This is a genomic window from Acidovorax sacchari (assembly GCF_042847045.1).
Lineage (GTDB): Bacteria > Pseudomonadota > Gammaproteobacteria > Burkholderiales > Burkholderiaceae_C > Paracidovorax > Paracidovorax sacchari.
Genome location: NZ_AP035783.1, coordinates 4,443,376 through 4,468,717, shown reverse-complemented (window position 1 = coordinate 4,468,717; position 25,342 = coordinate 4,443,376). Strand labels below are relative to the sequence as shown.

Here is a 25,342-nt window from a genome sequence, read left to right as displayed (position 1 = left end):
ACGTGTCGACTCTTCTGTAGGCCGGCTGCCCGACCTGCTTCGCGCGCCGTATTTCGTGGTGCCATGACGACAAACGCCCGCGCCCGGCATGACCGGGCGCGGGCGTGCAATGGAAGGCTGGCCGCGAGAGACGGTTCGTCCCTCTGGCCGGCTCGGAGGGTCAGGCCATGGCCTGCATCTCCTCCATGAGTTCCTCCTTGCGGGCCTGCAGCGTGTCGCGCATGGCCACCAGGTCCAGCTTGCGGGCCGCGCGGGCCTTGACGAAGATTTCGTTGCGCTCTTCCTTGACGTGGTGGTCGATGTATTCGCCCAGCACGGTGACCTTGGCATCGAACTTGTCGTCCATGGCGTCGCCGTCCTGGATCTGGGCGATCAGGTCCTTGGCGCTGGCGTGCTCGACTTCGGCCTCGTCGATCAGGTCGGTCTCGCGCAGTGCTTCGCGCAGGGCCGGATAGAAAATCTCCTCTTCGATCTGCGCGTGCACCGTCAGCTCCAGGCAGATCTGCTGTGCCAGTTCGCGCTTCTTGGCGATGGACGTCTTCGATTTGGAGCCTGCGAGTTCTTCGTACTCCTTGAACATCTTCTTCACCTTGCGATGGTCCGCATCCAGGAGGCTGCAGGCATCGGCGGGGGGCCGCTGGTTCGTCGTCGTGGGCATGGCGTTTTCCTCGTAGGGTGTTGGAAAACCCATTGTCTTTTTGCCGTCATGCCTGGCCGTAGGAGCGGCGCCTGTGTGTCCGTCTTCCCACGGCGCGGCGGGCCATGCGAACGGCTGCCGTCGAGCCTGTGCAGGGCCGGCACCGCGCTTCACGTGCGATGTTGTCGTTGTGGCTGCGGCTGCGGTGCTTCGGCCGAGGCTATGCGCCGCAGCGTCCCGTCGAAATGCGGTGCGTCGGAATTCCAGTGCAGTTGCCTGATCAGGTGGTGGATCCCGTCCGGAGCACCCTGCAGGTAGCGGCGGAGCGCGTGACCATCGTCCAGGCGGGCGGGGTCGTCCTGGAGGAACACCCCCATGCGCCTCAGCAGGGCCTTTCCGCCGGCATCTTCGATGAGCTTCCAGTGCGTGGCCTCGTAGCGATATCCCGCAGCCTCTGCGGCGCGGGCCTGTGCCCTGCGGTGCCTGTCGCCCTGGACGTAGTCGGGCGTGGTGGTCCCCGCCATGCTGCGCACATCGTTGTAGGCCGTGATGTCCACGGTCGGGGTGCCGGGCAGGTCCGTGCGGATGTCCGCCGTCGAGGCGAACGACACCACGACGTTGCGATGGAACAGGGCCCTGTGCTCCTGGGCGGAGTAGCCCAGGGCCTGCATGTCCTGGCGCATGGCGTTGTCCATTTGCTGAAGTGCCGCGATGCCGGAGCTGTGGGCCAGGAATCGCAGGGGCGGCGTTCCCGCGACCGTCCGTGGATCGGCGCGACGGGCGGCGCTGCCGTCTTCGTAGAGCGGCAGGCCGGCGGTGCGCGCCACGGTGCCGTCCATATGGCGCATCAGCCGTTCGGGTTCCTGCACCAGCCGTGGAAGCAGGATGGCCTCGTAGAGCAGCCGCGAGGCATGGCTGACGACGTCGGCGTGCCGGTCGGTGCCCAGCAGGAACCGGTGGTGCAGCAGGCTGGCCTCGACCAGCGGCTGTCCGTCACGATCCTGCCCGGTATGCACGAAGCCGACCACGTACAGTGCCGCGGCATGGGACGGCAGGGCACTGCGCAGGAACGAGAGGAAGGCCGCGGCCAGTTTCTTCGCCTGCCGGATGCCTTCCGCATAGTGCGTGTCGGTGGTGCAGGGCAGCACGACCCACTGGCTCCGGCCGAGTTCGCCCTGCAGGTCGCGGGGATCGATGGTGTCGCCTGTATCGGCCTGGAATGCCAGGATGCCTTGCGATTTGGGCTCGGATTCACTGTGCGTGCGAAGGCGCCGGTATGCTTCTTCCATGCCCAGGAAGAGGGTCGCCATGAAGGCGTTGTATCCGGGCAGACGGCGCAGTCCGAAGTGCTCCACCTGCAGCCGGTCGTGGCCGAGGCGGCAGGGCAGGGAGGCGATGTATTCGAGGAACCGGAGGTCCCGCCCCTTCCTCTGCGACGGCGGGGTCAGGAAGCTGCCGGGCGCCACGCCCGCCCGGACGGCCAGCCGTTGCAGCGCTTCCTCGTAGAACGATGCATCGTGTCCGGCTTCCAGCAGCAGTTCCCATGCATGGTTGAGCGGCTGGATCTCGTAGGGGTTGCGGAACGCGCGTGCGCCCTGCATGGGGTAGCGGTCCCGCTCCTCGATGAAGTGGCGGACGTACAGGCCCGCCTGCCGGATGAGGTCGCGGGCGGTGGCCGCCGCGTTGGCGGGATCTCCGTGGCCGTGTCGCGACAGCTGCGCGCGCAGCCATTGCTCGCGGCGCTCGAATGCGGGTCGCAGCGGCGCCAGGGCATGTGCCAGGGCTTCCATGGGACTGGCGGTCCCAGCGCCGTCAGCGCCAGCGAGGGATGCCGTGGCCTTCATGGCCGCCAGGAAGAGTGTTTCTGCCGAGGAGGGCATGTGCAGCGCCTGCCGGGTGGCTTCGGCGGAGAGCACTTGGCAGCCGAGCGCTTCCAGCTCCTCGCGGATCCACCGGACCTGTTGCGCGGTCCGCCCCTTGCGCAGGCCTCCCGGGAGGTCCCGGTCCGGCACCGTCAGGCCGTCTTCCAGGCCTACGCGTACCCCGTCGAGCTGCAGGTGCACTGCCACCCTGGGCAGCAGTTGCTGCATCGGGCCCGGCATCAGGACGGAGATCCGGGCCGTGGGAAGCCGGCGCCGTATCTGTTCCACCACCGGCGCCAATGCGGCCACGGCCATGTCCAGTGCACGGTCGATGCCCGGGGCGCCGCCGGCCTGCAGCAGCGCGAAGATGGCCTGGCGCTGCACGGCGGGGATGAGGGAGTCATCCTCGAAAGCCTCGCCGGCGCGGCGGTACTGGTCCACGCCGGCCACCAGCATCAGCAGGCACGGGGTTCCGGCGCCTTCCAGGTGCGTCCTGAAATCTTCCAGCGTCTTCTGCAGGATCGTGTGGTTGAAGACCTCGATCTCGAGGCGTATGCCATGCCTGCGCGCATGGTCCAGCTGCTGCTGCAGGAAGTTGGGGGTGTTGAGGTATCCCCCACCGGACTGGAACAGCACTTCGCCCGGGCTGAGCGATGAGAGTTCCGGGGGCGTGCCGTCAGGTTCGTAAGGCCTGAGGTGCTCGCGGCGGATGGCGCTGTCGGAGTCTCCACCACCCCGCACGCTGGTGGAAAGGTTGAGGATGGCCAGCGGAATCTGCGCGCGCAGGCGGGGGACGATGGCCTCGTAGTCGTCCGGGACGATGCGGTTGGGTTGCGCGCCGGTGAGCAGCGACAGGGACGACCAGGGCAGCTTCCACGCCTGCCCGCCACGCTCTCGGGTGTGCAGATGGAGGATGGCGGCGCCTTCCCGGACAGCCGCCACGCATTCGTCCACGATGGCGGCGGGCGCGACCGGCAGCCAGCAGCTGGCACCCTTGCCCGACAGCGCAAAGCCGGTGCTGGCGTGGCACCAGCCGGCGTCGGCGAGCGCTTCCACCACGCTGGTGCCGCAGGCATGGAGCAGGTGGACGAGGTCGGGCGGAATGTACGACTCCACCGCACCGGCATGCGTCCACGCCAGGCCGCCCTCTCCGTCGCTGGTCCAGCCCTGGCCCGTCAGGTGCACCACCAGTTCCCTCGAGGCTTCTGCGGAGCCGATCCTGGCGAACCATGCCGCGTCCAGCTGCCGCAGGACCGGGCTGTCCGGGTGGTACTGGAATACACCATCCTGCGCGTGCAGGCCGGCCTCGCGGCGCCAGCGTTCGAGCAGTTCTGCCGTGGGAGCGATGGCCCGGATGAAATCCGCGCCCGCCGGAATCCGTGTGGATTCGCTCGCCAGCAGGCCACCCGCCGCCACGGGCTCCCATCCGTTGCGGTTCCCGAGTGCCGCTTCCAGGCCGTCGATATGCCGCACCAGCGCTGCGGAAAGGTATTTCGGGCCCAGCGGCTCGATGCGGCGCGGTACGGCCCCTACCGGGGCTGCGGTAATGAATATCTCGTGCACGGATCCCCGGATCGTTGATTGGGAGGGGCGGATTATTCAACGGGGAAGCTTGTCGGGAATGGACCCGCGTCGGGATGAATTCGTAGTACTGATCATGTTTTGGATAACTGGATTTTTTGCTTTATCGTTCTGATTTCATGATGGTTGTCCATCCATGGCGTGAATCCGGGGCGCCACCCGGGAAGCCCACCATGTGGAGGCGAGCGGAACCAGCACCGCGGTAATCACGACGCATGCCGCGACCAGCGCCGTCGCGGATGGCGCTACGGTAGCGAACTGCGGTGCCGCCTGGGCGACGAGGTGCGGCGTGGCCACTGCCGCACCCGCGGTGCTGGACGCGGCGATGCCCGCAGTGCCGCGGCCGCCGCCGATGAAGATGTCCGCCAGAACGAGGGCCGTGCCCGAGACGGCCATGACGGCCAGCGCCATCGCGATGCCCGGCATCCCGGCTTCCGCCACCACGCGCAGGTCGATTGTGTTGCCGAGTGCGAAGGCGAAGAAGGGAATCAGGATGCGCGTGGCAGGAGAGAAGAAGCTTCGCAGTTCGGGATCGAGGTTGCCGAGCACGAAGCCGGCGATGAAGGGGATGACCACTCCGACCAGCAGGCGCGGCTCGAATGCGGCGAGGCCGGTGGAGCCGAGGATGAGCATGGTCACCAGCGGCCCGGATTCCAGTCCGATCAACACCGAGACGCCCGCTTCTTCGCGGGTTCCGTGCTCTTCCATGATCGACGCATAGAGGCCCCCGTTGGTCATGTCCAGCGCCGCCACGACGGCCAGCACCGACAACCCGGCGAAGAATCCGGTGCGCAGGCCGTCCACAGGAATCCACAGGGGGAGCAGCCACGCAGCCAGCCAGGCCGTGCCGATCTTGGCGCCGACCAGCGCTCCTGATTTGCGCAGCAGGGCACCCGCGGCCCGCAGATGGATGGACGCTCCGAGGCAGAACATCCAGACGGCCAGTATGGGTACCACGCCGGAGATCAGACCCTGCGTGAACGAGCCGTAGTACTTGCCGGTGTCCGGCTGTACTGTGTGGAGCGCGGCTCCCAGCAGGAGCGGGACGAGCATCATGCCGCCCGGTATCTTTTCGATGGTGGATTTGATTTTCATGGCGATGTATTGCGCTGGCCGCTCAGCGGGAGCATATTGCGGTGCGCCTTGGGAACGGTGCGCTTTGCCAGCGGAAATGGCGCCGTTCATTAATGGCGTGGATTAATTGTTTTTTGCCTGATCGGCTCGGCTTTTTTGGAAGGAGCTTCGATGCGACGTTTGCAAGGAAAAACCGTCCTGGTCACCGCCGCGGGTCAGGGCATCGGCAGGGCCAGCGCCCTGGCGATGGCCCGGGAGGGGGCCGAGGTCTGGGCCACGGACATCGATGACCAGGCCCTGGCCCAGCTCGCTGCCGAAGCGGCCCTCGAGGACAGTCCGCCCCTGAGAACGGCCCGCCTGGACGTGCGGGACAGCGCAGCGGTCCACGCCTTCGCCGCGCATACCGGCCGGGTGGACGTGCTGTTCAACTGCGCAGGCTACGTGCACCACGGCGACATCCTCGCGTGCGAGGAGGAGGATTGGGATTTCACTTTCGATCTGAACGTCAAGTCCATGTACCGCACCATCCGCGCCTACCTGCCGTCCATGCTTGCAGGAGGGGGCGGCTGCATCATCAACATGGCCTCGGCGGCGTCCAGCGTGAAAGGCGTGCCCAACCGCTTTGCCTACGGTGCCTCCAAGGCGGCGGTGATCGGACTGACGAAGGCACTGGCGACCGACTATGTCCAGAAGGGCATCCGCTGCAATGCCATCTGCCCGGGCACCATCGAATCTCCCTCGCTGCGAGGGCGCATCCGGGAGCTGTCCGCGCGCTCCGGTGCCGATGAGGCCGAAGTCCGGGCCGCCTTCGTCGGGCGGCAGCCGGCCGGTCGCCTGGGGCGCCCCGAAGAGGTGGCCGCGCTGGTGGTGTATCTCGCGAGCGACGAGGCCTCCTTCACAACCGGCGCCATCCACATGATCGACGGCGGATGGTCCAACTGACGCAGGTTCGCCGAGAATGTCCGGCAAGACCCCGTCTGGAGATACGCATGAAATTGGTACGTTACGGCCAGCCTGGCCAGGAGAAGCCCGGACTCGTCGATGCCGAGGGCCGGATACGCGACCTCTCGGGCCACGTGTCCGACGTGGATCCCGACCTGCTGTCGTCGCCCGAAGCCTGGGCGTCGTTGTCCAGCCTCGATCCTGCGAGCCTGCCCGTGGTGGACGGGAGCGTGCGCTACGGTCCTCCGGTCGCCCGCGTGGGCAAGATCGTCTGCGTGGGGCTCAACTACGCGGACCACGCGGCGGAAACGGGGGCACCGATCCCGGCCGAGCCCATCCTGTTCCTGAAGCCGAACTCGTGCATCGTCGGGCCGGACGATACCGTGGTGATTCCCCGCGGCTCCACCAAGACCGACTGGGAGGTCGAACTGGGCGTGGTGATCGGCCGCAGGGCCTCGTATGTCGCCGAGGGCGATGCGATGGACCACGTGGCGGGCTACACGGTGGTCAACGACGTGTCCGAGCGGGAGTACCAGATGGAGCGCGGAGGCCAGTGGGACAAGGGCAAGGGATGCGACACCTTCGCGCCCATCGGTCCCTGGCTGGTTTCGAGGGACGAGGTGCCCGACCCGCAGAACCTCGGCCTGTGGCTGGAGGTCAACGGCCGGCGCTACCAGGACGGCAGCACGCGCACGATGATCTTCCCGGTGGCGAAGCTGGTGAGCTACATCAGCGAGTTCATGTCGCTCATGCCGGGCGACATCATCAGTACCGGAACGCCGCCCGGCGTGGGCCTGGGCCAGAAGCCGCCGGTGTACCTGAAGGCTGGCGACACCATGCGGCTGGGCATCGAGGGCCTGGGCGAGCAGCGGCAGACCACGCGCGCCTGGGCCCGCTGATCCGCCCCGCGCTCCGGTTCCGGGTGGGCCCTGCCTCAGGCGAGCAGGGCCTGCGCGAACTCGCGGGCGCTGAAGGTTTCCAGGTCTTCCAGCTTTTCGCCGACGCCGATGAAATACACCGGTATGGGGCGTTCCTGCGCGATGGCCGCTAGCACGCCGCCCTTGGCCGTGCCGTCGAGCTTGGTGACGATGAGCCCCGTGAGCTGCAGCGCGTCGTCGAAGGCCCGCACCTGCGCGAGGGCGTTCTGGCCCGTGTTGCCGTCGATCACCAGCAGTACCTCGTGCGGTGCCGTGCCATCGGCCTTGGTGATGACGCGCTTGATCTTCTGCAACTCCTGCATCAGGTGGAGCTGCGTCGGCAGCCGGCCCGCCGTGTCCACCAGCACCACGTCCTTGCCGCGTGCCTTGCCGGCACTCACGGCATCGAAGCTCACCGCGGCCGGGTCGCCGCCTTCCTGGCTCACGATTTCCACGGTATTGCGGTCGGCCCACACCCCGAGCTGCTCGCGCGCGGCGGCCCGGAAGGTATCGGCCGCCGCCAGCAGGACCGCGGCGCCTTCGGTGGCAAGGTGCCTGGTGAGCTTGCCGATGGAGGTGGTCTTGCCGGCACCGTTGACGCCGGCCACCATGATCACGGTGGGCGTGTGGCGTCCGATCTCGAGGGGTTTCTCGAGCGGGCGCAGCAGGTCGGACAGGGCATCGGCGAGCAGTCCCTTGACCGCGGCGGGATCGGTGGCCCTGGCTTCCTTCACGCGCCGCCGGAGGTCCTGCAGCAGGTGTTCGGTGGCCTTGACGCCCGTGTCGGCCATCAGCAGCGCCTCTTCGAGTTCGTCGTAGAGCGCATCGCCGATCTGCGTGCCGGTGAAGACCGTGGCAATGCTGGTGCCCGTCTTGCGCAGTCCGTTCTTGAGCCGGTCCAGCCAGCCCTTGCGCTCCTGTCCGGCGTCCATTGCCGGCGGCATGGAGGAAGGAAGGGGCACGGGAGCCTGGACGGCAGGCGGCGGCACCGGTATCGGCGTGGGCACAGCCGCCACCGGAGTGGTCACAGGACCCGGCTGTGGAGGAGCCGGCGCGGCAGGCTCCTGCGGAGCGGGGGATTTGGCGAACGGGTTGCGCAGCCAGCCGAAAGCTCCGGGGCCTCCGGAGGTCCCTGCCGCTTCGCCGGCCGCAGGCCCGGCCTCCGGCGCGGCGGGCGCGGAAACCGGCATGGGATCGGGCAGGGCCGGGGCAGCGTCGGCCGGTACCGGGGACGGGATCTCCGCAGCGGGAGCAGGGGCGGGCTTTTTCTTGAAAAAACTGAACATTGGCAGGTTCTTAGAATCGCACCCATTCTATGAAACGCGCACTTACCCTCCTGGGCCTGCTGGCCTGCGTGCACGCCGGGGCCCAGACCCCCGCCACCACCACGTCCTCTCCCTCGCCTGCGTCGGCGCAAGGCGCCCAGCCCGGAGCCCAGGTGCCCGGCGTGCGCCAGTACACGCTGCGCAACGGCATGCAGCTGTTCGTGCAGACCGACCGGCGTGCCCCCACGGCGGTGCACATGGTGTGGGTACGGGTCGGTTCGATGGACGAGGTGGATGGCACATCGGGCGTGGCCCATGCCCTGGAGCACATGATGTTCAAGGGCACGAAGACGGTGCCGCCAGGCCAGTTCTCGCGCCGCGTGGCCGCGCTGGGCGGTCAGGAAAACGCCTTCACCAGCCGCGACTACACGGGCTACTACCAGCAGATTCCCGCAAAGCGCCTCGCGGAGGTCATGCGGCTGGAGTCCGACCGGTTCGCGCACAACCAGTGGCCGGACGCGGAATTCAAGAAGGAGATCGAGGTCATCAAGGAAGAGCGGCGCATGCGCACGGACGACCAGCCGCGCGCGGCCCTGATGGAGCAACTGAACGCTGCAGTGTTCACGGCGTCTCCGTACCGCAGGCCGGTGGTCGGCTGGATGAGCGACCTGGATGCGATGACGCCGGACGATGTCCGCGCGTTCCACCGCCAGTGGTACGTGCCCGCGAACGCCGCCATCGTGGTCGCCGGTGATGTGGATCCGGAAGCCGTCCGCAAGCTCGCAGAAGACACCTACGGCCGCATTCCCGCGGCGGCGGTGCCGGTGCGCAAGCCGCGCACCGAGCCGGCGCAGCGCGGCCTGCGCCGCATCGATTTCAAGGCGCCCGCGGAACAGGCCTTCGTCGCGATGGCGTTCCGGGTGCCCGGGCTGCAGCGGCTGGAGCAGCTCACGGATTCCGACCGCGATGCACTGGCGCTGATGATGCTCTCGGGCGTGCTGAGCGGCTACGACGGCGCACGGCTGGAACGCGCTCTCACGCAGGGTGCCGACCATGTGGCCGACGGAGCGGACAGCGGTGCCTCCGTCACGGGCAGGGGGCCGAGCCTGTTCCTGCTGAGCGGGGTCCCCGCGGGCGGCAAGACGGCGCAGCAGGTCGAGGCCGCGTTGCGGGCCGAGGTGGCCCGCGTGGCGCGCGAAGGGGTGGGCGATGCCGAACTCTCGCGCGTGAAGACACAGTGGGCGGCATCCACCATCTATGCGCGTGATTCCCTGCAGGCCCAGGCGAGCGACCTGGGAAGCAACTGGGTGCAGGGCCTTCCGCCCGACGCCGACGCGCGCCTGCTGGCGCTGCTGCGCGAGGTGACGCCGGCGCAGGTCCAGGCCGTGGCGGCCCGCTACTTCGGCGATGACCAGTTGACCGTGGCCACCCTGGTGCCACAGCCGGTGGCACCCGGTTCCCGCCGCCCTGCCGCTCCCGCGAGCGCCGACGGACGCATGCACTGACGCGCCGCCGGCCGGAAGGAAACTCCCATGATGCCCCTTGCAATCAAAAAAGCCGCCCTCCGGGCGGCATTCGCGGCGGCGGCCGGCCTGCTGGCCGCGCAGTCCGCCTGGGCGCTGCTGCCCATCCAGCACTGGGCCGAGCCCAGCGGCGCGCGTGTCTGGCTCGTCGAAAGCCCCGGCATTCCGATGGTGGACGTGCAGGTCGATTTCGATGCCGGAGCCCGGCGTGATCCGGCGCCGCAGGCCGGCCTGGCCGCCGCCGTGGCCGCGATGTCGTCCAAGGGCGTGCGTGCCGACGGGGCCGAGCCCGCAATGGACGAGAACGCCCTGGGCGAGGCCTGGGCCGATCTGGGCGCGAGCCTGCAGGCGTCCGCGGAGCGCGACGGCTTCAGCTACGGGCTGCGTTCGCTCACCGATGCCGGCCTGCTGGACCGTGCGGCCCGGCTGGCCGCGCGGCAGATCGCCCAGCCGGCCTTCGCGCAGGACATCTGGCAGCGCGAGCGCGCGCGCTGGAGCGCATCCCTGAAGGAGGCCGAAACACGGCCCGGCACGGTGGCCGCCAGGGCTTTCTCGCAGGCCGTCTATGGCTCCCATCCCTATGGCCAGCGCGCCACGCCGGAGACGCTGGCACGCATCGAAGTCGCTGACCTGCAGAACTTCCACGACCGCTACCTGCAGGCCTGCCGGGCGCGCGTGAGCATCGTGGGCGCCGTGAACCGGGAGCAGGCCCGCGCCCTGGCCCGGACACTGCTCTCGCACCTGCCGGCCACGGATGCCCCGGCCTGCGCCGCGCTGCCGCCGGTGCCGCCCGTGCAGTCACTCGCCAGGTCGCAGGAAGAACGCATCCCCTTCGCGTCGGCCCAGGCACACGTGCTGATCGGCCAGCCCAGCTTCCCGCGCAAGGACCCTGATTTCCTCGCGCTGCTGGTGGGCAATCACATCCTGGGCGGCGGCGGCTTCACGTCGCGGCTGACCGAGGAGGTGCGCGAAAAGCGCGGGCTGAGCTACAGCGTGTACAGCCAGTTTTCCCCGGGGCTGGATGCCGGCCCCTTCGTCGTCGCGCTGCAGACGCGTCCGGACCAGGCGGAACAGGCCGTGCAGGTGTCGCGCGATGTGCTCGCCCGCTTCGTTGCCGAAGGTCCCACGGCCGCGGAGTTGCGCGCCGCCAAGGACAACCTGATCGGTGGCTTCGCGCTGCGCATCGACAGCAACCGCAAGCTGCTGGGGAATGTCGTGAACATCGCCTGGAACGACCTGCCGCTCGACTATCTCGAGCACTGGACCGACCGCGTGGAGGCGCTGACCGCGGAGGACATCCGCGCAGCGATGGCGCGCAAACTGCAGCCTGCCCGGATGGTGACCGTGGTGGTCGGAGGGAGCGCACCATGAGCCCGGCGCCGCGCAAACCCGCTGCGCCCCAGCGCCCTGCGGCGAGTCCGGGAGGCCGGCAAGGCGGGCATGCCGGTGCGGGCGAAGTGCGCATCATCGGCGGACTCTGGAAGCGCACGCGGTTGCCGGTACCGTCGCGCCCGGGGCTGCGGCCCACGCCGGACCGGGTGAGGGAGACCCTGTTCAACTGGCTGGGACAGGACCTGTCGGGATGGCGCTGCATCGATGCCTTCGCCGGCACGGGCGCGCTCGGCCTGGAGGCTGCATCCCGCGGAGCGGTGGAGGTGCTGCTGGTGGAAAGCGATGCCGCCCTCGCGGATCAGTTGCGGCGTTCCTGTGAAAAGCTGGGCGCCACGGCGGCACGGGTGCAGCGGGGCGACGGCGTGGCCGTCCTGCGCCAGCGTGCGCCGGGCTCCGCGCACCTGGTGCTGCTCGATCCGCCTTTCGACGGCGGGCTGTTCGACGCGGCCCTGGCGGCTGCCGCGCCGGTGCTTGCGGAGGATGGATGCATCTACCTCGAGGCGCCCCAGCCCTGGGACGATGCGGCGCTGGCACCCCTGGGCCTTGCCATCCACCGCCATCTGCGGGCGGGCGCGGTACATGCCCACTTGATTCGCAAGGGCCAGGGCGCAAGAGCGCCGCAATAATCCGCTCCACCGACTGCCTTCAATCCAGGAGATCCGCCCGCCATGGTCCAGAACGTCATCGCCGTCTATCCCGGCACTTTCGACCCCATCACGCTGGGCCATGAGGACGTGGTGCGCCGCGCCACGCAGCTGTTCGGCAGCGTGATCGTGGCGGTCGCCGCGGGCCACCACAAGAAAACGCTGTTCAGCCTGGAAGAGCGCATCGAGATGGTGCGCGAGGCGGTGCAGCCCTATCCCCAGGTGCAGGTGGAGAGCTTCTCCGGGCTGCTGCGCGACTTCGTGGTCGCGCGCGGCGGCAAGGCCATGGTGCGCGGCCTGCGTGCCGTCACCGACTTCGACTATGAATTCCAGCTCGCCGGCATGAACCGCAGCCTCATGCCCGAGGTCGAGACGGTCTTTCTCACCCCGAGCGACAAGTTCCAGTTCATCAGCAGCACGTTCGTGCGCGAGATCGCCGTGCTCGGCGGCGAAGTGGACAAGTTCGTGTCCCCCGGGGTCTGCCAGCGGCTCGCCGACAGGGTCCGGGCGATGGCCCCGGCGGGCTGATGCCCCTTCGGGGCCCGCGCGGTCCTCAGGCGGCGTGGACGATGTCGTGCACGAAGCGCAGCTTGGCCAGCGCCCCGGACGACAGGGCGAAGGGGTAGGCGTCCTGCTGGCCGAGGCTCCGGTTCAGGCTGTTGAGCAGCAGCGTCAGCGGCACCCATTCCTGCACCATGGCCTCGAAATCCGGCCGGTCCGTGGCGAACGGATTGCCTACGCGGTAGCTCTGCATCACGCCGCTTTCCGGTATTTCCAGACCCGTGTGGTAGCTGGAGGCCGTTTCCAGCAGATCGACCATGTGCAGATAGTGGGCCCAGGTCTCGGCCCAGTCTTCCCAGGGGTGGGCGGTGGCATAGGCGCTCACGTGGCGCTCGCGCCACCCGCCCAGGTGCGGGCTGCTGGCGTAGTAGGCCTGCAGGGCCTCGCCGTAGTCCTGGCGTTCGTCGCCGAAGACCGAGCGGAATTCCTTCAGCCGGCCTGATTCCAGCAGCAGGTGGTCCCAGTAGAAATGGCCCGATTCGTGCCGCAGATGGCCCAGCAGGGTGCGGTAGGGCTCGTGCAGCGCGAGGCGCCGCCGGGCGCGCTCGTCATCGTCCGCCTCGGCCACGTTCAGCGTGATGGTTCCGGCTGCATGCCCCGTCATCACGGGATGTCCGGGCTGGTCCGCCAGGAACTCGAAGACCGGACTGGCTCCGTCGGGCGCGGGCTGCAGGCCCAGGCGTGCGAGGGTGTAGTAGAGCTGCCGCTTGGCATGCTCGATCTGCTTCCAGCGGCGCAGGTTGGCCGGTTCGGAGAGATCGGGAAGGATGCGTGTCTGGCGGCACGACCCGCACAACTGCTGCGGATCGTCGGCGGCTACCGCGAAATTGCACGCGGCGTGCGCGATCCGGTTGTGGCACATGCGGTAGAGCGGCGAGGCGCTGCCCTGGCGGCGCGACGGTACCCGTTGCCACAGGTCGGTATCGCCCTGCAGGCCCGGCACCGCGGGCACCAGCGCCGCCATGGTGAGCAGGTCAGGCAGGAAGGCCAGCTTCGCGCCGCAGTGCAGGCACTGGACGCTGTCGAAGAAAACGAGATGACCGCACTGGTCGCAATTGAAAACCTGCATGGTTGCGGAGCATAGGGCCGATGGCGGCCATTGGCGGTGGGCGATGGACTCTGCCGCAGAAGACTGCAAAAGAAAAAACAGGCTCCGTGAGGAGCCTGCTTGAGAGGGATGGCCGGGCGGGTGGAGCCCGCCGGCCCGCGTGCATCAGGGACGCACGACGATGCTGTTGCGCACTTCCCGCACGTGCTTGGTGTTGCGGGCGATGGCTTCCGCGCGATCCTTCTCGGCCTGCGACTTGGCGAAGCCGGACAGCTGCACCGTGCCGTTCAGCGTCTCCACGCTGATGGACGTGGCGGAGACCGACTTGTCTTCGGCCATCTTGGCCTTCACGGCGGTGGTGATGCCGGCGTCATCCACGTAGGAGCCCACGGTCTGCTGGTCACGTGCCACCGAGCATCCGGTGGTGACGATGGTGGCGCCAGCGAGGGCTGCAAAGGCGAGTGCACGAGCGTACTTCATGGTTATTTCCTTGGTTTGGTTGAGAGAACACGGGTGCGGGGACATCCTTCAGTCCGCCGGCCTTCTGCACCCTCCTTGCCGGTGGACTGCCTGCGAGGGCCGGCTGCGCCTTCAGCGGTGCAGCCAATCCTTGAGTTCGTCGGCATGCTCTTCCTCGTCGGCGAGGATGCCTTCCAGCATGCGGCGCGTGGTGGGGTCCTTGTCGCCGATCAGGGTGATCATCTGCCGGTAGGCTTCGACAGCGATGCGTTCGGCCACCAGATTGGCGCGCACCATCGCCTTGAGGTCCGACGACTCGTCGTACTGCGCGTGGCTTCGTTCTTCCAGCGTGCGGGGGCTGAAGTCCGGCTCGCCGCCCAGTTGCACGATGCGCTGGGCGATGAGGTCGGCGTGGGCGGCTTCCTCGTTCGCATGTACCAGGAATTCCGCGGCGATCGCGGGAGACTCCAGACCGTCGGCCGTGAAGTAGTGGCGCTTGTAGCGCAGCACGCACACGAGTTCGGTCGCCAGAGCATCGTTCAGCAGCTTCACGATGGCGTCGCGGTGCGGACCGTACGCAGGCGTGACGGCGCCTTCGTCGAGATCCTGGGTGGCAGCGTACTGGAGGGCTTTCTCATCCAGGGTGAGCGATGCAGTTGCCGTAGGTGTGGAGTTCGGGGTGGTCATGGAGCGCCCGTGGAATGTTGTTGTGGATATGGAGCGGGCCGGTGGTGGAGGGCTGCTGGAGGCTTCCGTTTCCGGTCCCGCGTTCGCAAGTCGGGAGATCAGTAGTCGCGGCCCCGGGGGCGGCGTGCCAGCATGCACAGCGTGGCCACGAAGGCACCTGCAGCCGCTGCAATGGCCAGCGACTTGCCGGGCTGTTCCGAAACGTAGCGGGCGGTGGCATCGGCGGCCTGGTTGAATTGCCGGCGGGCGCGCTCGCTGGTGTCTGCGCAGTAGGCGATACCGCGGGAGGCGAGGTCCTGGGCGCGTGCGGCCAGGTCGTCGATCAGCGGATCCACGTCGCTCTGCAGTTCCCGCACCTTGCGTTCGGCCTTGTCCAGGGTCTTGTTCGCCGCGTTGCGGGTGGTGCGCACGGCGTCCTGGGCGTTGTCCAGCATGTCGTCGGCCACATCGTGCGCGGTATCTGCAGCCTTGTCGGCGAGTTTTTGTGCTTCCATGGTTTCTGTTCCTCAGGTAGTCGGGTCGTCAGGGCGGGTGGGTCGGTGCGTTCAGCCGCGCTTGAGCAGGCTCAGCACGAAGGTGACGACGGCCATGATCACGAACACGAAGAACAGGATCTTGGCGATGCCGACGGCGCCCGCTGCGATCCCACCAAAGCCGAAGAGTGCGGCGATCAGGGCGATCACCAGAAAAACGACTGCGTAGTGCAACATATCTTTCTCCTCTTGGACCGGAGGGCCGGTCGGTGGTTGGTCGATGGCGCTGTCGCGTTGGCGCCTGGGATCCAATGTAGATTTGGGGGCGCACCCAGGCTGCCGGCCCCTGGCGCGCTGCGCTGTAGGACGCGGCCGACCACCGCCGCTGCAATGGTGCAGCGACGGAAAACCGGAGGAAAAGACCGTGGGAAACGTCGCAGGAAGCGGCGTGGAAGAGGCCGCGGCAACGGCTGCAGCGGGCGCGTGGCGGCGCCCTGCGGCGTTCAGTGAACGACGGGCAGCACGGCGGAAACGAGCGTGCCTTCGTTGGCTTCGGAGGTGACCGTCAGGCGCCCGCCGGCGGCCTCGACGCGGTGGCGCATGCCCATGAGCCCGTGGGCGGAGGCCTGTACCTTGGTGGTGTCGAAGCCCGCGCCGTTGTCGCGGATCTGCACGGCCACATGGGTGGGGTAGTTGTGGACGGCCACCAGCACCTTGGTGGCATTGGCGTATTTGCCGATGTTGGTCAGCGACTCCTGCACCATCCGGTAGATCGTGAGCTGCACAGCCTCCGGCAGCTCCACCGGTTCGAGATTGAGTTCCACCTCCACGCTGCTGCGCTGCTCGAACTCGCGCGCGAGGATCTCCAGCGAGGCGGTCAGGCCCAGGTTGAAGAGGGACGAGGGCCGCAGGTCCTCGATGATCCTGCGCTTGAGCGCGATGCCGCTGTTCAGGGTTTCGGTGAGGTGCTTGAGCCGCTCGGCGATCTCGGGCGACTGCGCGTCGATCTTCGACTTCAGCCGCGCGACGTCGAGCTTGGCGGCCGTGAGCAGTGCGCCCAGTTCGTCGTGCAGTTCGCGGGCCAGGTGGCCCCGCTCATCCTCGCGCACCTGCTGCAGGTGGTTCGCCAGTTCGGTCAGCGACGCGGTGCGTTCCCGCACCAGCAGTTCCAGCCGGTCGCGCTCGCGCTGCAGGGCCTCCTGCTCGCGTTCCTGGGCGGTCTGCAGGGCGCTGGCCTGGCGCAGGTACATGTAGAACGCGAGCAGGCCGATGGCCACGACGGTCGCGATGCCGATGCGCGAGAGGGTGAGCGAGTGGAGGATCTCGTCGGTGTGGTGCGTGGAGCGGTCCGTGCTGCGCTGCGCGAGGCGGCCGGACAGTGTGCGGATGGCATCCATGTTCTCCTTGCCGACATCGGTGGAGAGGACGAATTTCCAGGCGTCGTCGTTGTTCTGGCGGCGCAGGCGCAGGCTCAGGTCCAGCTCGGACATCTTGCGGGAGATCTGCCGGGAGAGCTGGGTGAAGTCTTCCTGGTCTTCCGGAGAGGAACGGTAGATGGCACGCAACTCTTCCAGGTTGGCATCGATGGTGGCGGCCGCCTTCTGGTAGGGCTGGAGATAGCGGTCGTCGCCCGTGAGCAGGTAGCCGCGCAGGCCCGTTTCCGCATCCAGCATGTTCTGCATCATGCGGTTGAGCGCGGCGCGGGTCGTGTAGGTGCTCGACAGCGCGCGCACGGCTTCGTTGGACCGCGCGTATCCGGCTTCATTGATGCCAACCAACGCAGCGGCTGCCAGCAGCGCCAGGGGCAGGCTGACAGCCATCTTGCGAAAATTGGACCAGCGCATATGTATGTTTCTCCGGTAGGGACGGGGGCGAATTCTGGATAATGTCATCAGCCCGCAGCAATCGCCGCAGGCACGCTCCCGCAACGGTGGATGGGCCACCTGACCAATGATGGGCAGCCCAGCTGCCTCTTGAAAGAAACTCTCAATGATCAAGATCGGCATTGTGGATGACCATGCGATTGTCCGCTCGGGATTGCGACAATTTCTGTCAGAACATGTAGACCTTCGCGTAGTCGGCGAGGCCGCGAATGGCCGCGAAGCCATCGACCTCGTGCGCAACCACGAGATCGACGTGCTGCTGATGGACCTGTCGATGCCCGGCCAGAGCGGCCTCGATGCGCTGGCCATGCTGCGCGCGAAAGCGCCGGACATGGGCATCCTCATCCTGAGCGGGTACCCTGAGGAACACTACGCGATCAACCTCATCCGCCAGGGCGCCAGCGGCTACCTGAACAAGGAATGCGACCCCAAGGAGATCGTGGAGGCCATCCGCACCATCTCTCTGGGCCGCCGCTATCTCACGCCGGCCGTGGCGGACCTGCTCGCGCAGCAGCTCAATCGCAAGGACGACGCGCCTCCGCACGAGCAACTCTCCGAGCGCGAGTTCCAGGTGTTCCTGAAGCTGGCCAAGGGCGAGACCGCGGGCGACATCGCGAAGTCGCTTTCCCTGAGCGTCAAGACCGTGAGCACCTACCGCACGCGCCTGATGGAGAAGATGGCGCTGTCGTCCAACAGCGACCTGACCTACTACGCGCTGAAGAACAAGCTCATCGATTGATCGGTGGGTCGTTTGCGGCAGGGCATCGCGCCCTGCTGCAGCGTGTGCCCCGCAGCCAGGCCTTCGGAGGACCGGTTCGCCACGCCTGGACTGGTTTGCAGATCCGCGCGTTCAGAACCCTGGAGGGATGGATTCCCTCCGGGGTTTTGTACTTCATGGGATAGGGCGCTGCATCACGCGGCTGCATGCGTGAGCGCCTGCAGGGTGAGATGGCCTCGGAGGCCGCAGAAAGATCCGCTGCGGCGTGGAAAACGATTGCGCGGTCAGGCGCTGCTGGCGGTCTTGCGCAGCGTGCTGTGTTCCACGCAGTACTCCACGAGGGCATCTATCTCGTTGGATTTGTCGAACACGGCGTCGACGCCGAGCTGGGCGCAACGCACGCGAACATCGGGGGTGGCGTAGTTGCTCAGGACGACCATCTTCTGGCGTGCCGTGCGGTCGCGGCAGGCTGCGAGGATGCCCAGGCCGCTGCCTTGCCTGAGGAAAAGATCCACGATGGCCAGGTCCCATTGTTCTGGGTTCGAGGCCAGCCACTCCTTGCCTTCGTCCTCGGTTTCGGCGACACCCACGGCTTCGACTTCCGCCAGCTCCTCCAGCGTGCCGATCAGGTTCTCCCGGATCGTGGCGTTGTCTTCGACAATATAGGTGCGCAGTTTCACTGTGAGGCCGGTGCCGTTGAAGGCGTCGGATGGGAGGGGTTGATCACGGCTCTACTTTATAGGGAGAGAGCCGGCATTCTGCCAGCAGCAGGGTGTTACCCCGGTAGGATTTCTCCTACTGAAGGGCTTCGCCGCTGGCGCCCTCTTTCGCGTGCCGTGTTCCGCACACGCTGCAGGCCGGGTCGCGGCCGGCGCGCATGGCGGTCCACTCCATGGAAAGGCCGTCCAGCATGAGCAGGCGGCCTGCGAGCGATCGTCCGGCACCGCAGAGCAGTTTGAGCGCCTCGGCCGCCTGCATGGCGCCGATGACGCCGACCATCGGTGCGAACACGCCCATCGTGGAGCACTGTACTTCCTCGAAGGCCGCCTCCGGTGGGAAGAGGCAGGCGTAGCAGGGCGTATCGGAAGCGCGCGGGTCGATCACGGTGATCTGTCCGTCGAAGCGGATCGCTGCGCCGGCCACCACAGGCACGCGGTGGCGAACGCAGGCGGCGTTGACGGCCTGCCTCGTTGCATAGTTGTCGCTGCAGTCGAGCACCACGTCCGCGAGCGGCACATGGGCGTCGAGCCAGGGTGCATCCGCGCGCAGGGGCAGCGCCTGCACCTGCACGCCGGGGTTGATCGCCTGCACGGCCTGCGTTGCCGAAGCGACCTTGGACTCGCCGACACGCTGCGTGGTGTGGGCGATCTGCCGCTGCAGATTGGTCAGGTCCACGGTGTCGGCATCGACCAGGGTCAGGCGGCCCACGCCTGCCGAAGCGAGGAACAGGGCTGCGGGCGATCCCAGACCGCCGGCACCGATGACCAGCGCATGGGCGGCGAGCAGCCGTTCCTGTCCTTCGATGCCGATTTCGTCGAGCAGGATGTGGCGGGAGTAGCGCAGGAGCTGGTCGTCGTTCATGGATGGGGGCGTGGTGCGGGCGATGGCGAGGAGCACGAAGCACAAAGCAAAAGGCCGGACCCCTCGGAGTCCGGCCCTCGCTGGAAGGATGCATCCGCGCCGGTCAGTTGTCCTTCTTCTCTTCCTTGCGCTCCGTCTGCGTCTTGCTGACGACGACGGTCAGGCCCTTGAGCTGGTTGAGTGCCTGGGTGAGCTGGAAATCCTTGTCGGTTCCGAACTCGGGCATCTTGTTGCGTTCGGCGACGGGTTTCTTGGCTTCTTCCTCGAGGCGCTTGCGGGCCTCCTCGCGGGCCTTTTCGCGCGCTTCGTCCTTCTGCTCCTCGCCCTGGCCGCTGGTCAGGTGCTTTTCGAGGTCCGCCTCACGCATGCGCAATGCGGCGAAGGGGTCCCCGTCGGGGCTGTCGTCCACCATGACGTCGGGGACGATGCCCTTGGCCTGGATCGACTTGCCGCTGGGCGTGTAGTAGCGCGCCGTGGTGAGCTTGATGCCGGTGTCCGGGCCCAGGGGGCGCACGGTCTGCACCGATCCCTTGCCGAAGGTCTGGCTGCCCATGACGGTGGCGCGCTTGTGGTCCTGCAGCGCACCGGCGACGATCTCGCTGGCCGAAGCGGAGCCTTCGTTCACCAGCACCACCAGCGGAACGTTCTTGAGCGCCGCGGGCAGCCGCTTGAGCGGGTCGCCGGCCCCGCGGCGCTGGTAGAACTCGGGAGAGGCCTTGTAGACCGCCTTGCTCTCCGCGAGCTGCCCGTTGGTGGACACGACGGTCACGTCCTCTGGGAGGAAGGCGGTGGAGATGGCCACGGCCGCGTCGAGCAGGCCGCCGGGGTCGTTGCGCAGGTCCAGCACCATGCCCTTGAGGTTCGGATCCTGGCGGTAGATCTCCTCGACCTTGCGCACGAAGTCGTCCACCGTGCGTTCCTGGAACTGCGACAGCCGGATCCAAGCATAGCCGGGCTCGATCACCTTGCCCTTCACGGACTGGGTCTTGATCTCCTCGCGCGTGACCGTGACCGGGAAGGTGCGGCTTTCGTCCTTGCGGAAGATGGTGAGCGTGACCTGGGTGTTGGGCTCGCCGCGCATCTTCTTGACGGCTTCGTTGAGGGCGAGCCCCTTCACGGCCGTGTCGTCGATCTTGGTGATGAGGTCGTTGGTCTTCAGGCCCGCGCGGAAGGCCGGGGAGCCCTCGATGGGCGACACGATCTTGATCAGGCCGTCTTCCTGGGTGATTTCGATGCCCACGCCCACGAAGCGGCCCGTGGTGCCCTCGCGGAATTCCTTGAAGGACTTCTTGTCGAAGTACTGGGAGTGCGGGTCGAGGCTGGACACCATGCCGGAGATGGCGTCGGTGATGAGCTTCTTGTCGTCCACGGGCTCGACGTAGTCGGTCTTGATGAGCCCGAAGACCGCGGAGAGCTGCTGGATTTCCTCGAGGGGAAGCGGAGTCATGGCTCCGCGGGCGACGGTCTGCAGGGAGACCGTGGTCAGAGCGCCGGCAACGACGCCGACCGACACCCATCCTGCGATTTTGAGTTTGTGGCCCATTCGAAAAACACCTTTGCCGGTTCTAGGTCCAATATACACCCCCTTGGAAAGGGCAGGCGCGGCGCAGTTCCGCGCCCGCGGGGCTTTTTGGCGCATCGGGGCCGCCTCGCGGGTTTACCCCCGCCCGCGGCCCGTGGGGTCAGGCCTTGCCCTGGGACGCCACCGCGGCGGCCGCCCTGGCCGCGGCCTCGGCATCGCCGAGGTAGTAATGGCGCAGCGGCTTCAGGTCGTCGCCCAGCTCGTAGACCAGGGGAATGCCGTTGGGAATGTTCAGGCCGACGATGTCGTCGTCGGAGATGCCGTCCAGGTACTTGACCAGTGCCCGGATCGAGTTGCCGTGGGCGGCGACCATCACCCGCTGGCCCGACCGCATGGCGGGTGCGATGCGCTCGTTCCAGAAAGGCAGCACCCGGGCGACGGTGTCCTTCAGGCATTCGGTGAGCGGAATCTGCTCGGGGGCGAGGCCGGCATAGCGGAGGTCGCCGCGCTCGCTGCGCGGATCGGTGGCCTCCAGGGCCGGCGGGGGGGTGTCGTAGCTGCGGCGCCAGACGAGCACCTGCGCATCGCCGTACTGCTTGGCCATGTCGGCCTTGTTGAGCCCCTGCAGGGCGCCGTAGTGGCGCTCGTTGAGCCGCCAGCTGTGCTCCACGGGCAGCCAGGTGCGGTCCATCTCGTCCAGGACGTGCCACAGGGTGCGCGTGGCGCGCTTGAGCACGCTGGTGAACGCCAGGTCGAACTCGTAGCCTTCGGCCTTCAGCAGGCGGCCGGCGGTCTTGGCCTGCTCGATGCCGGTGGGTGTCAGGTCCACGTCGGTCCAGCCGGTGAAGCGGTTTTCGAGGTTCCAGGTGGATTCGCCGTGGCGGATCAGGACGAGTTTGTGCATGGTGGCGTGAGAAGCAGTGGATGCGGTCGGGTAAAACGCCGCATTCTAAAATTGCGCGGTTTGCTTTCCCCAAGGACTTCCGTGAATTTCATCATCGACAACTGGTATCTCGTCCTCGTCGCGCTGGTTTCGGGCGCGATGCTGCTCCTGCCGGTCTTCCGCGAAGCCGCGGGCGGCTCGCTCACCGCGGCGCGCGCGGTGCAACTCATCAACCGCGAGAAGGCCGTGGTGGTCGATGTCTCCGAGCCCGACGAGTTCGCGGCCGGCCATGTCGGCGGCGCGAAGAACGTGCCGCTGGGCCAGCTGGAGGAACGCCTGCCGCAGGTGGTCAGGAACAAGTCGGTGCCGCTCGTGCTGGTGTGCGCCAAGGGCGCCCGGGCGCAGCGCGCGGTGGCGGTGGCCAGGAAGCTCGGCTATGAGAAGGCCGAGGCGCTCGCGGGCGGGCTGAAGGCCTGGCGCGATGCCAGCATGCCGGTTGAAAAGGCCTGAAGCGGCACCACGTGCCCTGTCACACCCCACGCAATCTTCCAGGAAGGCCCGCCCCATGCAACCCGTCAAGATGTACACCACCGCCGTCTGCCCCTATTGCATCCGGGCCAAGCAGATCCTCAAGTCCAAGGGCGTGGAGCAGATCGAGGAGGTCCGCGTGGATCTCGACCCCGAGGCCCGTTCGCACATGATGGAGATCACCGGACGGCGCACGGTGCCGCAGATCTTCATCGGCGACACCCACGTGGGTGGCCATGACGACCTGGTCGCGCTCGACGGCCGCGGTGGCCTGATGCCCCTGCTCGGCGCCTGAAGACGCACCGGCCGGGCGCTGCATAATGCGGCCCCGGGTGCTGCCCGCTGCGGGAACGAGACGTCCCCGGCGGGCTTTGTCTTACCTGGCCCTTTTCCCGTTTCCGAATCGAAAGAACGACCTCATGTCCGAAGAAAATCCCGTGTTCCAGATCCAGCGCGTGTATCTGAAGGATCTGTCCCTGGAGCAGCCGAACTCGCCCCAGATCCTGCTGGAGCAGGAGCAGCCCAACGTGGACATCCAGCTGGGCGTCGAGGCGGCCCCCGTCGCCGACGGCATTTTCGAAGTGGCCGTGACGGCCACGGTGCAGACCAAGATCAAGGACAAGACGGTGTTCCTGGTCGAGGCCAAGCAGGCCGGCATCTTCGAGATCCGCAACATTCCGGAAGACCAGATGGGCCCCATCATGGGCATCGCCTGCCCGCAGATCGTGTATCCCTACCTGCGCGGCAACATCGCCGACGTGATCACGCGCGCCGGCTTCCCGCCCGTGCACCTGGCAGAGATCAACTTCCAGGCGATGTACGAGCAGCAGCAGTCGCAGCTGGCTTCGGCCGCGCCGACGCCGGGCGTCACGCAGTAATCCTTCCCACCGGGCGCCGCCGCGCGGCGGCGCGTCGCAGCCGGGGACTGCGAGCGGTTCCCCTGCCGAAACCGCAACGACATCCCTCATGAAGATCATCGTGTTCGGTGCAGGCGCCTGGGGCACGGCCATGGCTCTCAGCGCTGCCGCGCACCCGGCCGGACATGCCGTGACCCTCTGGGCGCGCGATGGAGGCCAGGCCGCCGCCATGCAGGCGGCGCGCCAGAACGCCCGCTATCTTCCGGGCATCGCCTTTCCCCCGGCCCTCGCCCTCGCGAGCGGTGCGCCATCCGCGGCGCTCGCGTCCTGCCAGGCCGACCTGGCCATCGTCGCCACCCCCATGTCGGGGCTGCGCGGCATGCTGGAGGAACTGCGCGATGCGACCCTTCCCGTGGCCTGGCTGTGCAAGGGGTTCGAGGCCGTTCCCGCAGGTGGCGAGGCCTCGTCCCAGGGGCTGATGGCGCACGAGATCTGCAGCCAGGTGGCCCCGCGGTTGCGCGCAGGCGCGCTCAGCGGCCCCAGCTTCGCGCTGGAGGCGGCCCAGGGGCGGCCTACCGCGCTGGTGGCTGCCAGCCGCGATGCGCAAGTGCGTGAACTGCTCGTGGAGGCGTTCCATGGGCCCACCCTGCGCGTTTACGCCAACGAGGACATCGTGGGCGTGGAAGTGGGTGGGGCCGTGAAGAACGTGCTGGCCATCGCTACCGGGCTGTGCGATGGGCTGGATCTGGGCACGAACGCACGTGCCGCGCTCATCACCCGGGGGCTGGCCGAGATGAGCCGTCTCGGGCTCGCGCTCGGCGCGCGGGCGGAGACGTTCATGGGTCTGTCCGGACTGGGCGACCTCGTGCTGACGGCCACGGGAGACCTGTCCCGCAACCGCCGCGTGGGCCTGGCACTCGCGCGCGGGCTCACGCTCGATCAGGCAGTGGAATCGCTCGGCCATGTGGCCGAAGGGGTGTACAGCGCACGGACGGTGGTGCGTCGCGCAGGCCAGCTCGGCGTGGACATGCCGATCGCGCAGGAAGTGGTGGCGTTGCTGGATGGCCGTTCGACCGCTCCGGAGGCGGTGGCACGGCTGATGGGGCGTGGCCCCGCGGCGGAACTGCGCTCCTGCTGAGCGTTGCTGGCCGCGGTGCGCCAGCATGGGGCCGGCGCACCGGCTGCCCCATGCCGCGGACCCGCGTCACACCACGCCGAAGAGCATCAGCAGCAGGACGAGGGACAACGGGACGCCGAGGAGCCACAGGATGATGGGCATGGTCTTTCTCCTGAAAGGTGGGTTGAAGATGCCTCCACCTTAAGACCCTGCCGCCCTGAGGATTGTGCGCGCGCGGCACCTGCCCGCGTAGGTGCGCACCTTCCCGCCGCGCGGGACATCTCGTGCCGAGCTGCTCAGATTTCGAGGTTGTCGATGAGCCGTGTGGAGCCCAGCCGGGCCGCGCCCAGGGCCACCAGCGTGCCGGGCTCGGGTGCGGTGTCGGGACGCTGCAGGTCGGCCCTGCGGCGCACCACGAGGTAGTCGGGCTGCCAGCCCTGGCTACGCAGCGCGTCGCTCGCCGCAGCCTCCAGTTCGGGCCAGTCGGCGACGGGGCGGGAGAGTGCGGCGTCCGACAGTGTCCGCAGGGCGCGCGACAGCTCCACCGCCTGGGTGCGTTCTGCAGGTCCCAGGTAGCCATTGCGCGAGCTGAGGGCGAGCCCGTCCAGGGCGCGGCAGGTATCCCCCGCGACGATGTCCACCGGCAGGGCGAACTGCTCCACCATGCGGCGGATCACCATCAACTGCTGGTAGTCCTTCTTGCCGAACAGGGCCGTGCCGCCGCCGGTCGTGCCGAAAACGGCGGAGAACAGCTTCATGACCACGGTGCAGACGCCCGTGAAGAAGCCGGGGCGGAAGTGCCCTTCGAGCAGGTCGGCCAGCAGCGGATCGGGCTGGACCTTGAAAGTCTGCGCCTGCGGGTAGAGGTCCGTCTCGCGGGGGGCGAAGAGGATGTCGCAGCCCGCGGCCTCCAGTTGCGTGCGGTCGGCCTCCCAGGTCCGGGGATAGCTGTCGAAATCCTCGTGGGGCAGGAACTGGAGGCGGTTGACGAAGATGCTGGCGACGGTCACGTCGCCGAGCGCGCCGGCCTGCCGCACCAGGGACAGGTGCCCTTCGTGGAGGTTGCCCATGGTGGGGACGAAGGCCGGGCGGCCCCGGCTGGCGAGCGCGGAGCGCAGGTCGGCGATGGAGTGTGCGATGAGCATGGAGGAGCGGCTGGAAGAACGTCGGAAGGGCGGCGGAAGGCCG

Annotated in this window: 26 protein-coding genes; 11 read left to right on the top strand and 15 right to left on the bottom strand. The window is 67.8% G+C overall.

All coding sequences use genetic code 11. The features are described 5' to 3' along the window. Positions 1-160: 160 nt before the first annotated feature. From ACGHC0_RS19790 to ACGHC0_RS19780, 3 genes are all read right to left on the bottom strand, one after another. On the bottom strand, positions 161-658 hold the full coding sequence (locus tag ACGHC0_RS19790) for a hemerythrin domain-containing protein (protein ID WP_415266521.1): 498 nt from the start codon (positions 656-658) through the stop codon (positions 161-163). Between the two features lie 149 nt (positions 659-807). After that, positions 808-4,062 (bottom strand): 3-keto-5-aminohexanoate cleavage protein, encoded by a 3,255-nt coding sequence (locus tag ACGHC0_RS19785; RefSeq protein ID WP_415266520.1) that lies wholly within the window; start codon positions 4,060-4,062, stop codon positions 808-810. Positions 4,063-4,197: 135 nt separating this feature from the next. Next, positions 4,198-5,265 carry a 2-keto-3-deoxygluconate permease gene (locus ACGHC0_RS19780; protein ID WP_368352579.1) on the bottom strand — a complete coding sequence of 356 codons (1,068 nt, stop codon included), beginning with the start codon at positions 5,263-5,265 and terminating at the stop codon, positions 4,198-4,200. Positions 5,266-5,325: 60 nt separating this feature from the next. Here ACGHC0_RS19780 and ACGHC0_RS19775 point away from each other — a divergent pair, with 60 nt between their 5' ends. Together ACGHC0_RS19775 and ACGHC0_RS19770 are read left to right on the top strand one after the other, a co-directional pair. Next, complete coding sequence (locus tag ACGHC0_RS19775; RefSeq protein ID WP_368352578.1) at positions 5,326-6,096, top strand: SDR family oxidoreductase; 771 nt, start codon at positions 5,326-5,328, stop codon at positions 6,094-6,096. 47 nt (positions 6,097-6,143) lie between these two features. Continuing rightward, positions 6,144-6,995, top strand: a complete 852-nt coding sequence (locus ACGHC0_RS19770; RefSeq protein WP_415266519.1) for a fumarylacetoacetate hydrolase family protein — start codon at positions 6,144-6,146, stop codon at positions 6,993-6,995. Positions 6,996-7,030: 35 nt separating this feature from the next. Here ACGHC0_RS19770 and ftsY read toward each other — a convergent pair whose 3' ends face one another. After that, positions 7,031-8,299: a signal recognition particle-docking protein FtsY gene (gene ftsY, locus ACGHC0_RS19765; protein WP_368352576.1), complete on the bottom strand. Its 1,269-nt coding sequence runs from the start codon at positions 8,297-8,299 to the stop codon at positions 7,031-7,033. Positions 8,300-8,328: 29 nt separating this feature from the next. Between ftsY and ACGHC0_RS19760 the strand changes: the two genes are divergently transcribed. Genes ACGHC0_RS19760 through coaD form a run of 4 tightly spaced genes read left to right on the top strand, consistent with a single transcriptional unit; the run spans position 8,329 to position 12,365 of the window. Continuing rightward, positions 8,329-9,783: a M16 family metallopeptidase gene (locus tag ACGHC0_RS19760; RefSeq protein WP_415266518.1), complete on the top strand. Its 1,455-nt coding sequence runs from the start codon at positions 8,329-8,331 to the stop codon at positions 9,781-9,783. A gap of 27 nt (positions 9,784-9,810) precedes the next feature. Next, positions 9,811-11,172, top strand: coding sequence for a M16 family metallopeptidase (locus tag ACGHC0_RS19755; protein ID WP_415266517.1), 1,362 nt, complete (start codon positions 9,811-9,813; stop codon positions 11,170-11,172). Beyond that, positions 11,169-11,819, top strand: a complete 651-nt coding sequence (gene rsmD, locus ACGHC0_RS19750; RefSeq protein WP_368352573.1) for a 16S rRNA (guanine(966)-N(2))-methyltransferase RsmD — start codon at positions 11,169-11,171, stop codon at positions 11,817-11,819. The genes ACGHC0_RS19755 and rsmD overlap by 4 nt, the downstream gene beginning before the upstream one ends. A 42-nt stretch (positions 11,820-11,861) precedes the next feature. Next, the gene (gene coaD / locus ACGHC0_RS19745; protein WP_368352572.1) at positions 11,862-12,365 is read left to right on the top strand and encodes a pantetheine-phosphate adenylyltransferase; all 504 of its coding nucleotides are present in this window, start codon (positions 11,862-11,864) and stop codon (positions 12,363-12,365) included. A 25-nt stretch (positions 12,366-12,390) separates the two neighbouring features. On the opposite strand, the gene ACGHC0_RS19740 is transcribed toward coaD, so the two are convergent. The 6 genes from ACGHC0_RS19740 to ACGHC0_RS19715 form a co-directional block, all read right to left on the bottom strand. Further along, a complete protein-coding gene (locus ACGHC0_RS19740) occupies positions 12,391-13,467 on the bottom strand; it encodes a zinc-binding metallopeptidase family protein (protein WP_368352571.1) in 1,077 nt (358 codons plus the stop codon). Between the two features lie 144 nt (positions 13,468-13,611). Beyond that, on the bottom strand, positions 13,612-13,926 hold the full coding sequence (locus ACGHC0_RS19735) for a BON domain-containing protein (RefSeq protein WP_013596144.1): 315 nt from the start codon (positions 13,924-13,926) through the stop codon (positions 13,612-13,614). A gap of 111 nt (positions 13,927-14,037) precedes the next feature. Continuing rightward, the gene (locus ACGHC0_RS19730) at positions 14,038-14,592 is read right to left on the bottom strand and encodes a ferritin-like domain-containing protein (RefSeq protein ID WP_368352570.1); all 555 of its coding nucleotides are present in this window, start codon (positions 14,590-14,592) and stop codon (positions 14,038-14,040) included. 98 nt (positions 14,593-14,690) lie between these two features. Continuing rightward, on the bottom strand, positions 14,691-15,086 hold the full coding sequence (locus ACGHC0_RS19725; RefSeq protein ID WP_415266516.1) for a hypothetical protein: 396 nt from the start codon (positions 15,084-15,086) through the stop codon (positions 14,691-14,693). Between the two features lie 51 nt (positions 15,087-15,137). Then, on the bottom strand, positions 15,138-15,302 hold the full coding sequence (locus ACGHC0_RS19720; RefSeq protein ID WP_011796896.1) for a DUF1328 domain-containing protein: 165 nt from the start codon (positions 15,300-15,302) through the stop codon (positions 15,138-15,140). 266 nt (positions 15,303-15,568) lie between these two features. Further along, positions 15,569-16,909 (bottom strand): CHASE3 domain-containing protein, encoded by a 1,341-nt coding sequence (locus ACGHC0_RS19715; protein ID WP_368352568.1) that lies wholly within the window; start codon positions 16,907-16,909, stop codon positions 15,569-15,571. A gap of 145 nt (positions 16,910-17,054) precedes the next feature. Here ACGHC0_RS19715 and ACGHC0_RS19710 point away from each other — a divergent pair, with 145 nt between their 5' ends. Further along, positions 17,055-17,687 carry a response regulator transcription factor gene (locus ACGHC0_RS19710; protein WP_011796894.1) on the top strand — a complete coding sequence of 211 codons (633 nt, stop codon included), beginning with the start codon at positions 17,055-17,057 and terminating at the stop codon, positions 17,685-17,687. Between the two features lie 263 nt (positions 17,688-17,950). On the opposite strand, the gene ACGHC0_RS19705 is transcribed toward ACGHC0_RS19710, so the two are convergent. The 4 genes from ACGHC0_RS19705 to gpmA form a co-directional block, all read right to left on the bottom strand. Continuing rightward, entirely contained in the window at positions 17,951-18,346 is a 396-nt protein-coding gene (locus ACGHC0_RS19705; protein WP_368352567.1) for a response regulator, read from the bottom strand. A gap of 115 nt (positions 18,347-18,461) precedes the next feature. Beyond that, positions 18,462-19,247 (bottom strand): HesA/MoeB/ThiF family protein, encoded by a 786-nt coding sequence (locus ACGHC0_RS19700; protein WP_368352566.1) that lies wholly within the window; start codon positions 19,245-19,247, stop codon positions 18,462-18,464. A 103-nt stretch (positions 19,248-19,350) separates the two neighbouring features. Beyond that, positions 19,351-20,790, bottom strand: a complete 1,440-nt coding sequence (locus ACGHC0_RS19695) for a S41 family peptidase (RefSeq protein ID WP_368352565.1) — start codon at positions 20,788-20,790, stop codon at positions 19,351-19,353. 139 nt (positions 20,791-20,929) lie between these two features. Continuing rightward, on the bottom strand, positions 20,930-21,673 hold the full coding sequence (gene gpmA / locus ACGHC0_RS19690) for a 2,3-diphosphoglycerate-dependent phosphoglycerate mutase (protein ID WP_019702034.1): 744 nt from the start codon (positions 21,671-21,673) through the stop codon (positions 20,930-20,932). 81 nt (positions 21,674-21,754) lie between these two features. Here gpmA and ACGHC0_RS19685 point away from each other — a divergent pair, with 81 nt between their 5' ends. From ACGHC0_RS19685 to ACGHC0_RS19670, 4 genes are all read left to right on the top strand, one after another. Next, positions 21,755-22,162: a rhodanese-like domain-containing protein gene (locus tag ACGHC0_RS19685; RefSeq protein ID WP_368352564.1), complete on the top strand. Its 408-nt coding sequence runs from the start codon at positions 21,755-21,757 to the stop codon at positions 22,160-22,162. A 55-nt stretch (positions 22,163-22,217) separates the two neighbouring features. Next, a complete protein-coding gene (grxC, locus tag ACGHC0_RS19680; protein WP_013596134.1) occupies positions 22,218-22,475 on the top strand; it encodes a glutaredoxin 3 in 258 nt (85 codons plus the stop codon). A gap of 124 nt (positions 22,476-22,599) precedes the next feature. Beyond that, positions 22,600-23,058 carry a protein-export chaperone SecB gene (gene secB, locus ACGHC0_RS19675; RefSeq protein ID WP_011796887.1) on the top strand — a complete coding sequence of 153 codons (459 nt, stop codon included), beginning with the start codon at positions 22,600-22,602 and terminating at the stop codon, positions 23,056-23,058. An 88-nt stretch (positions 23,059-23,146) separates the two neighbouring features. After that, the gene (locus ACGHC0_RS19670) at positions 23,147-24,175 is read left to right on the top strand and encodes an NAD(P)H-dependent glycerol-3-phosphate dehydrogenase (protein WP_368352563.1); all 1,029 of its coding nucleotides are present in this window, start codon (positions 23,147-23,149) and stop codon (positions 24,173-24,175) included. 275 nt (positions 24,176-24,450) lie between these two features. Here the strand turns inward: ACGHC0_RS19670 and panC are convergent, their stop codons facing one another. Beyond that, positions 24,451-25,299 (bottom strand): pantoate--beta-alanine ligase, encoded by an 849-nt coding sequence (gene panC, locus ACGHC0_RS19665; protein WP_368352562.1) that lies wholly within the window; start codon positions 25,297-25,299, stop codon positions 24,451-24,453. Positions 25,300-25,342 lie beyond the last annotated feature (43 nt).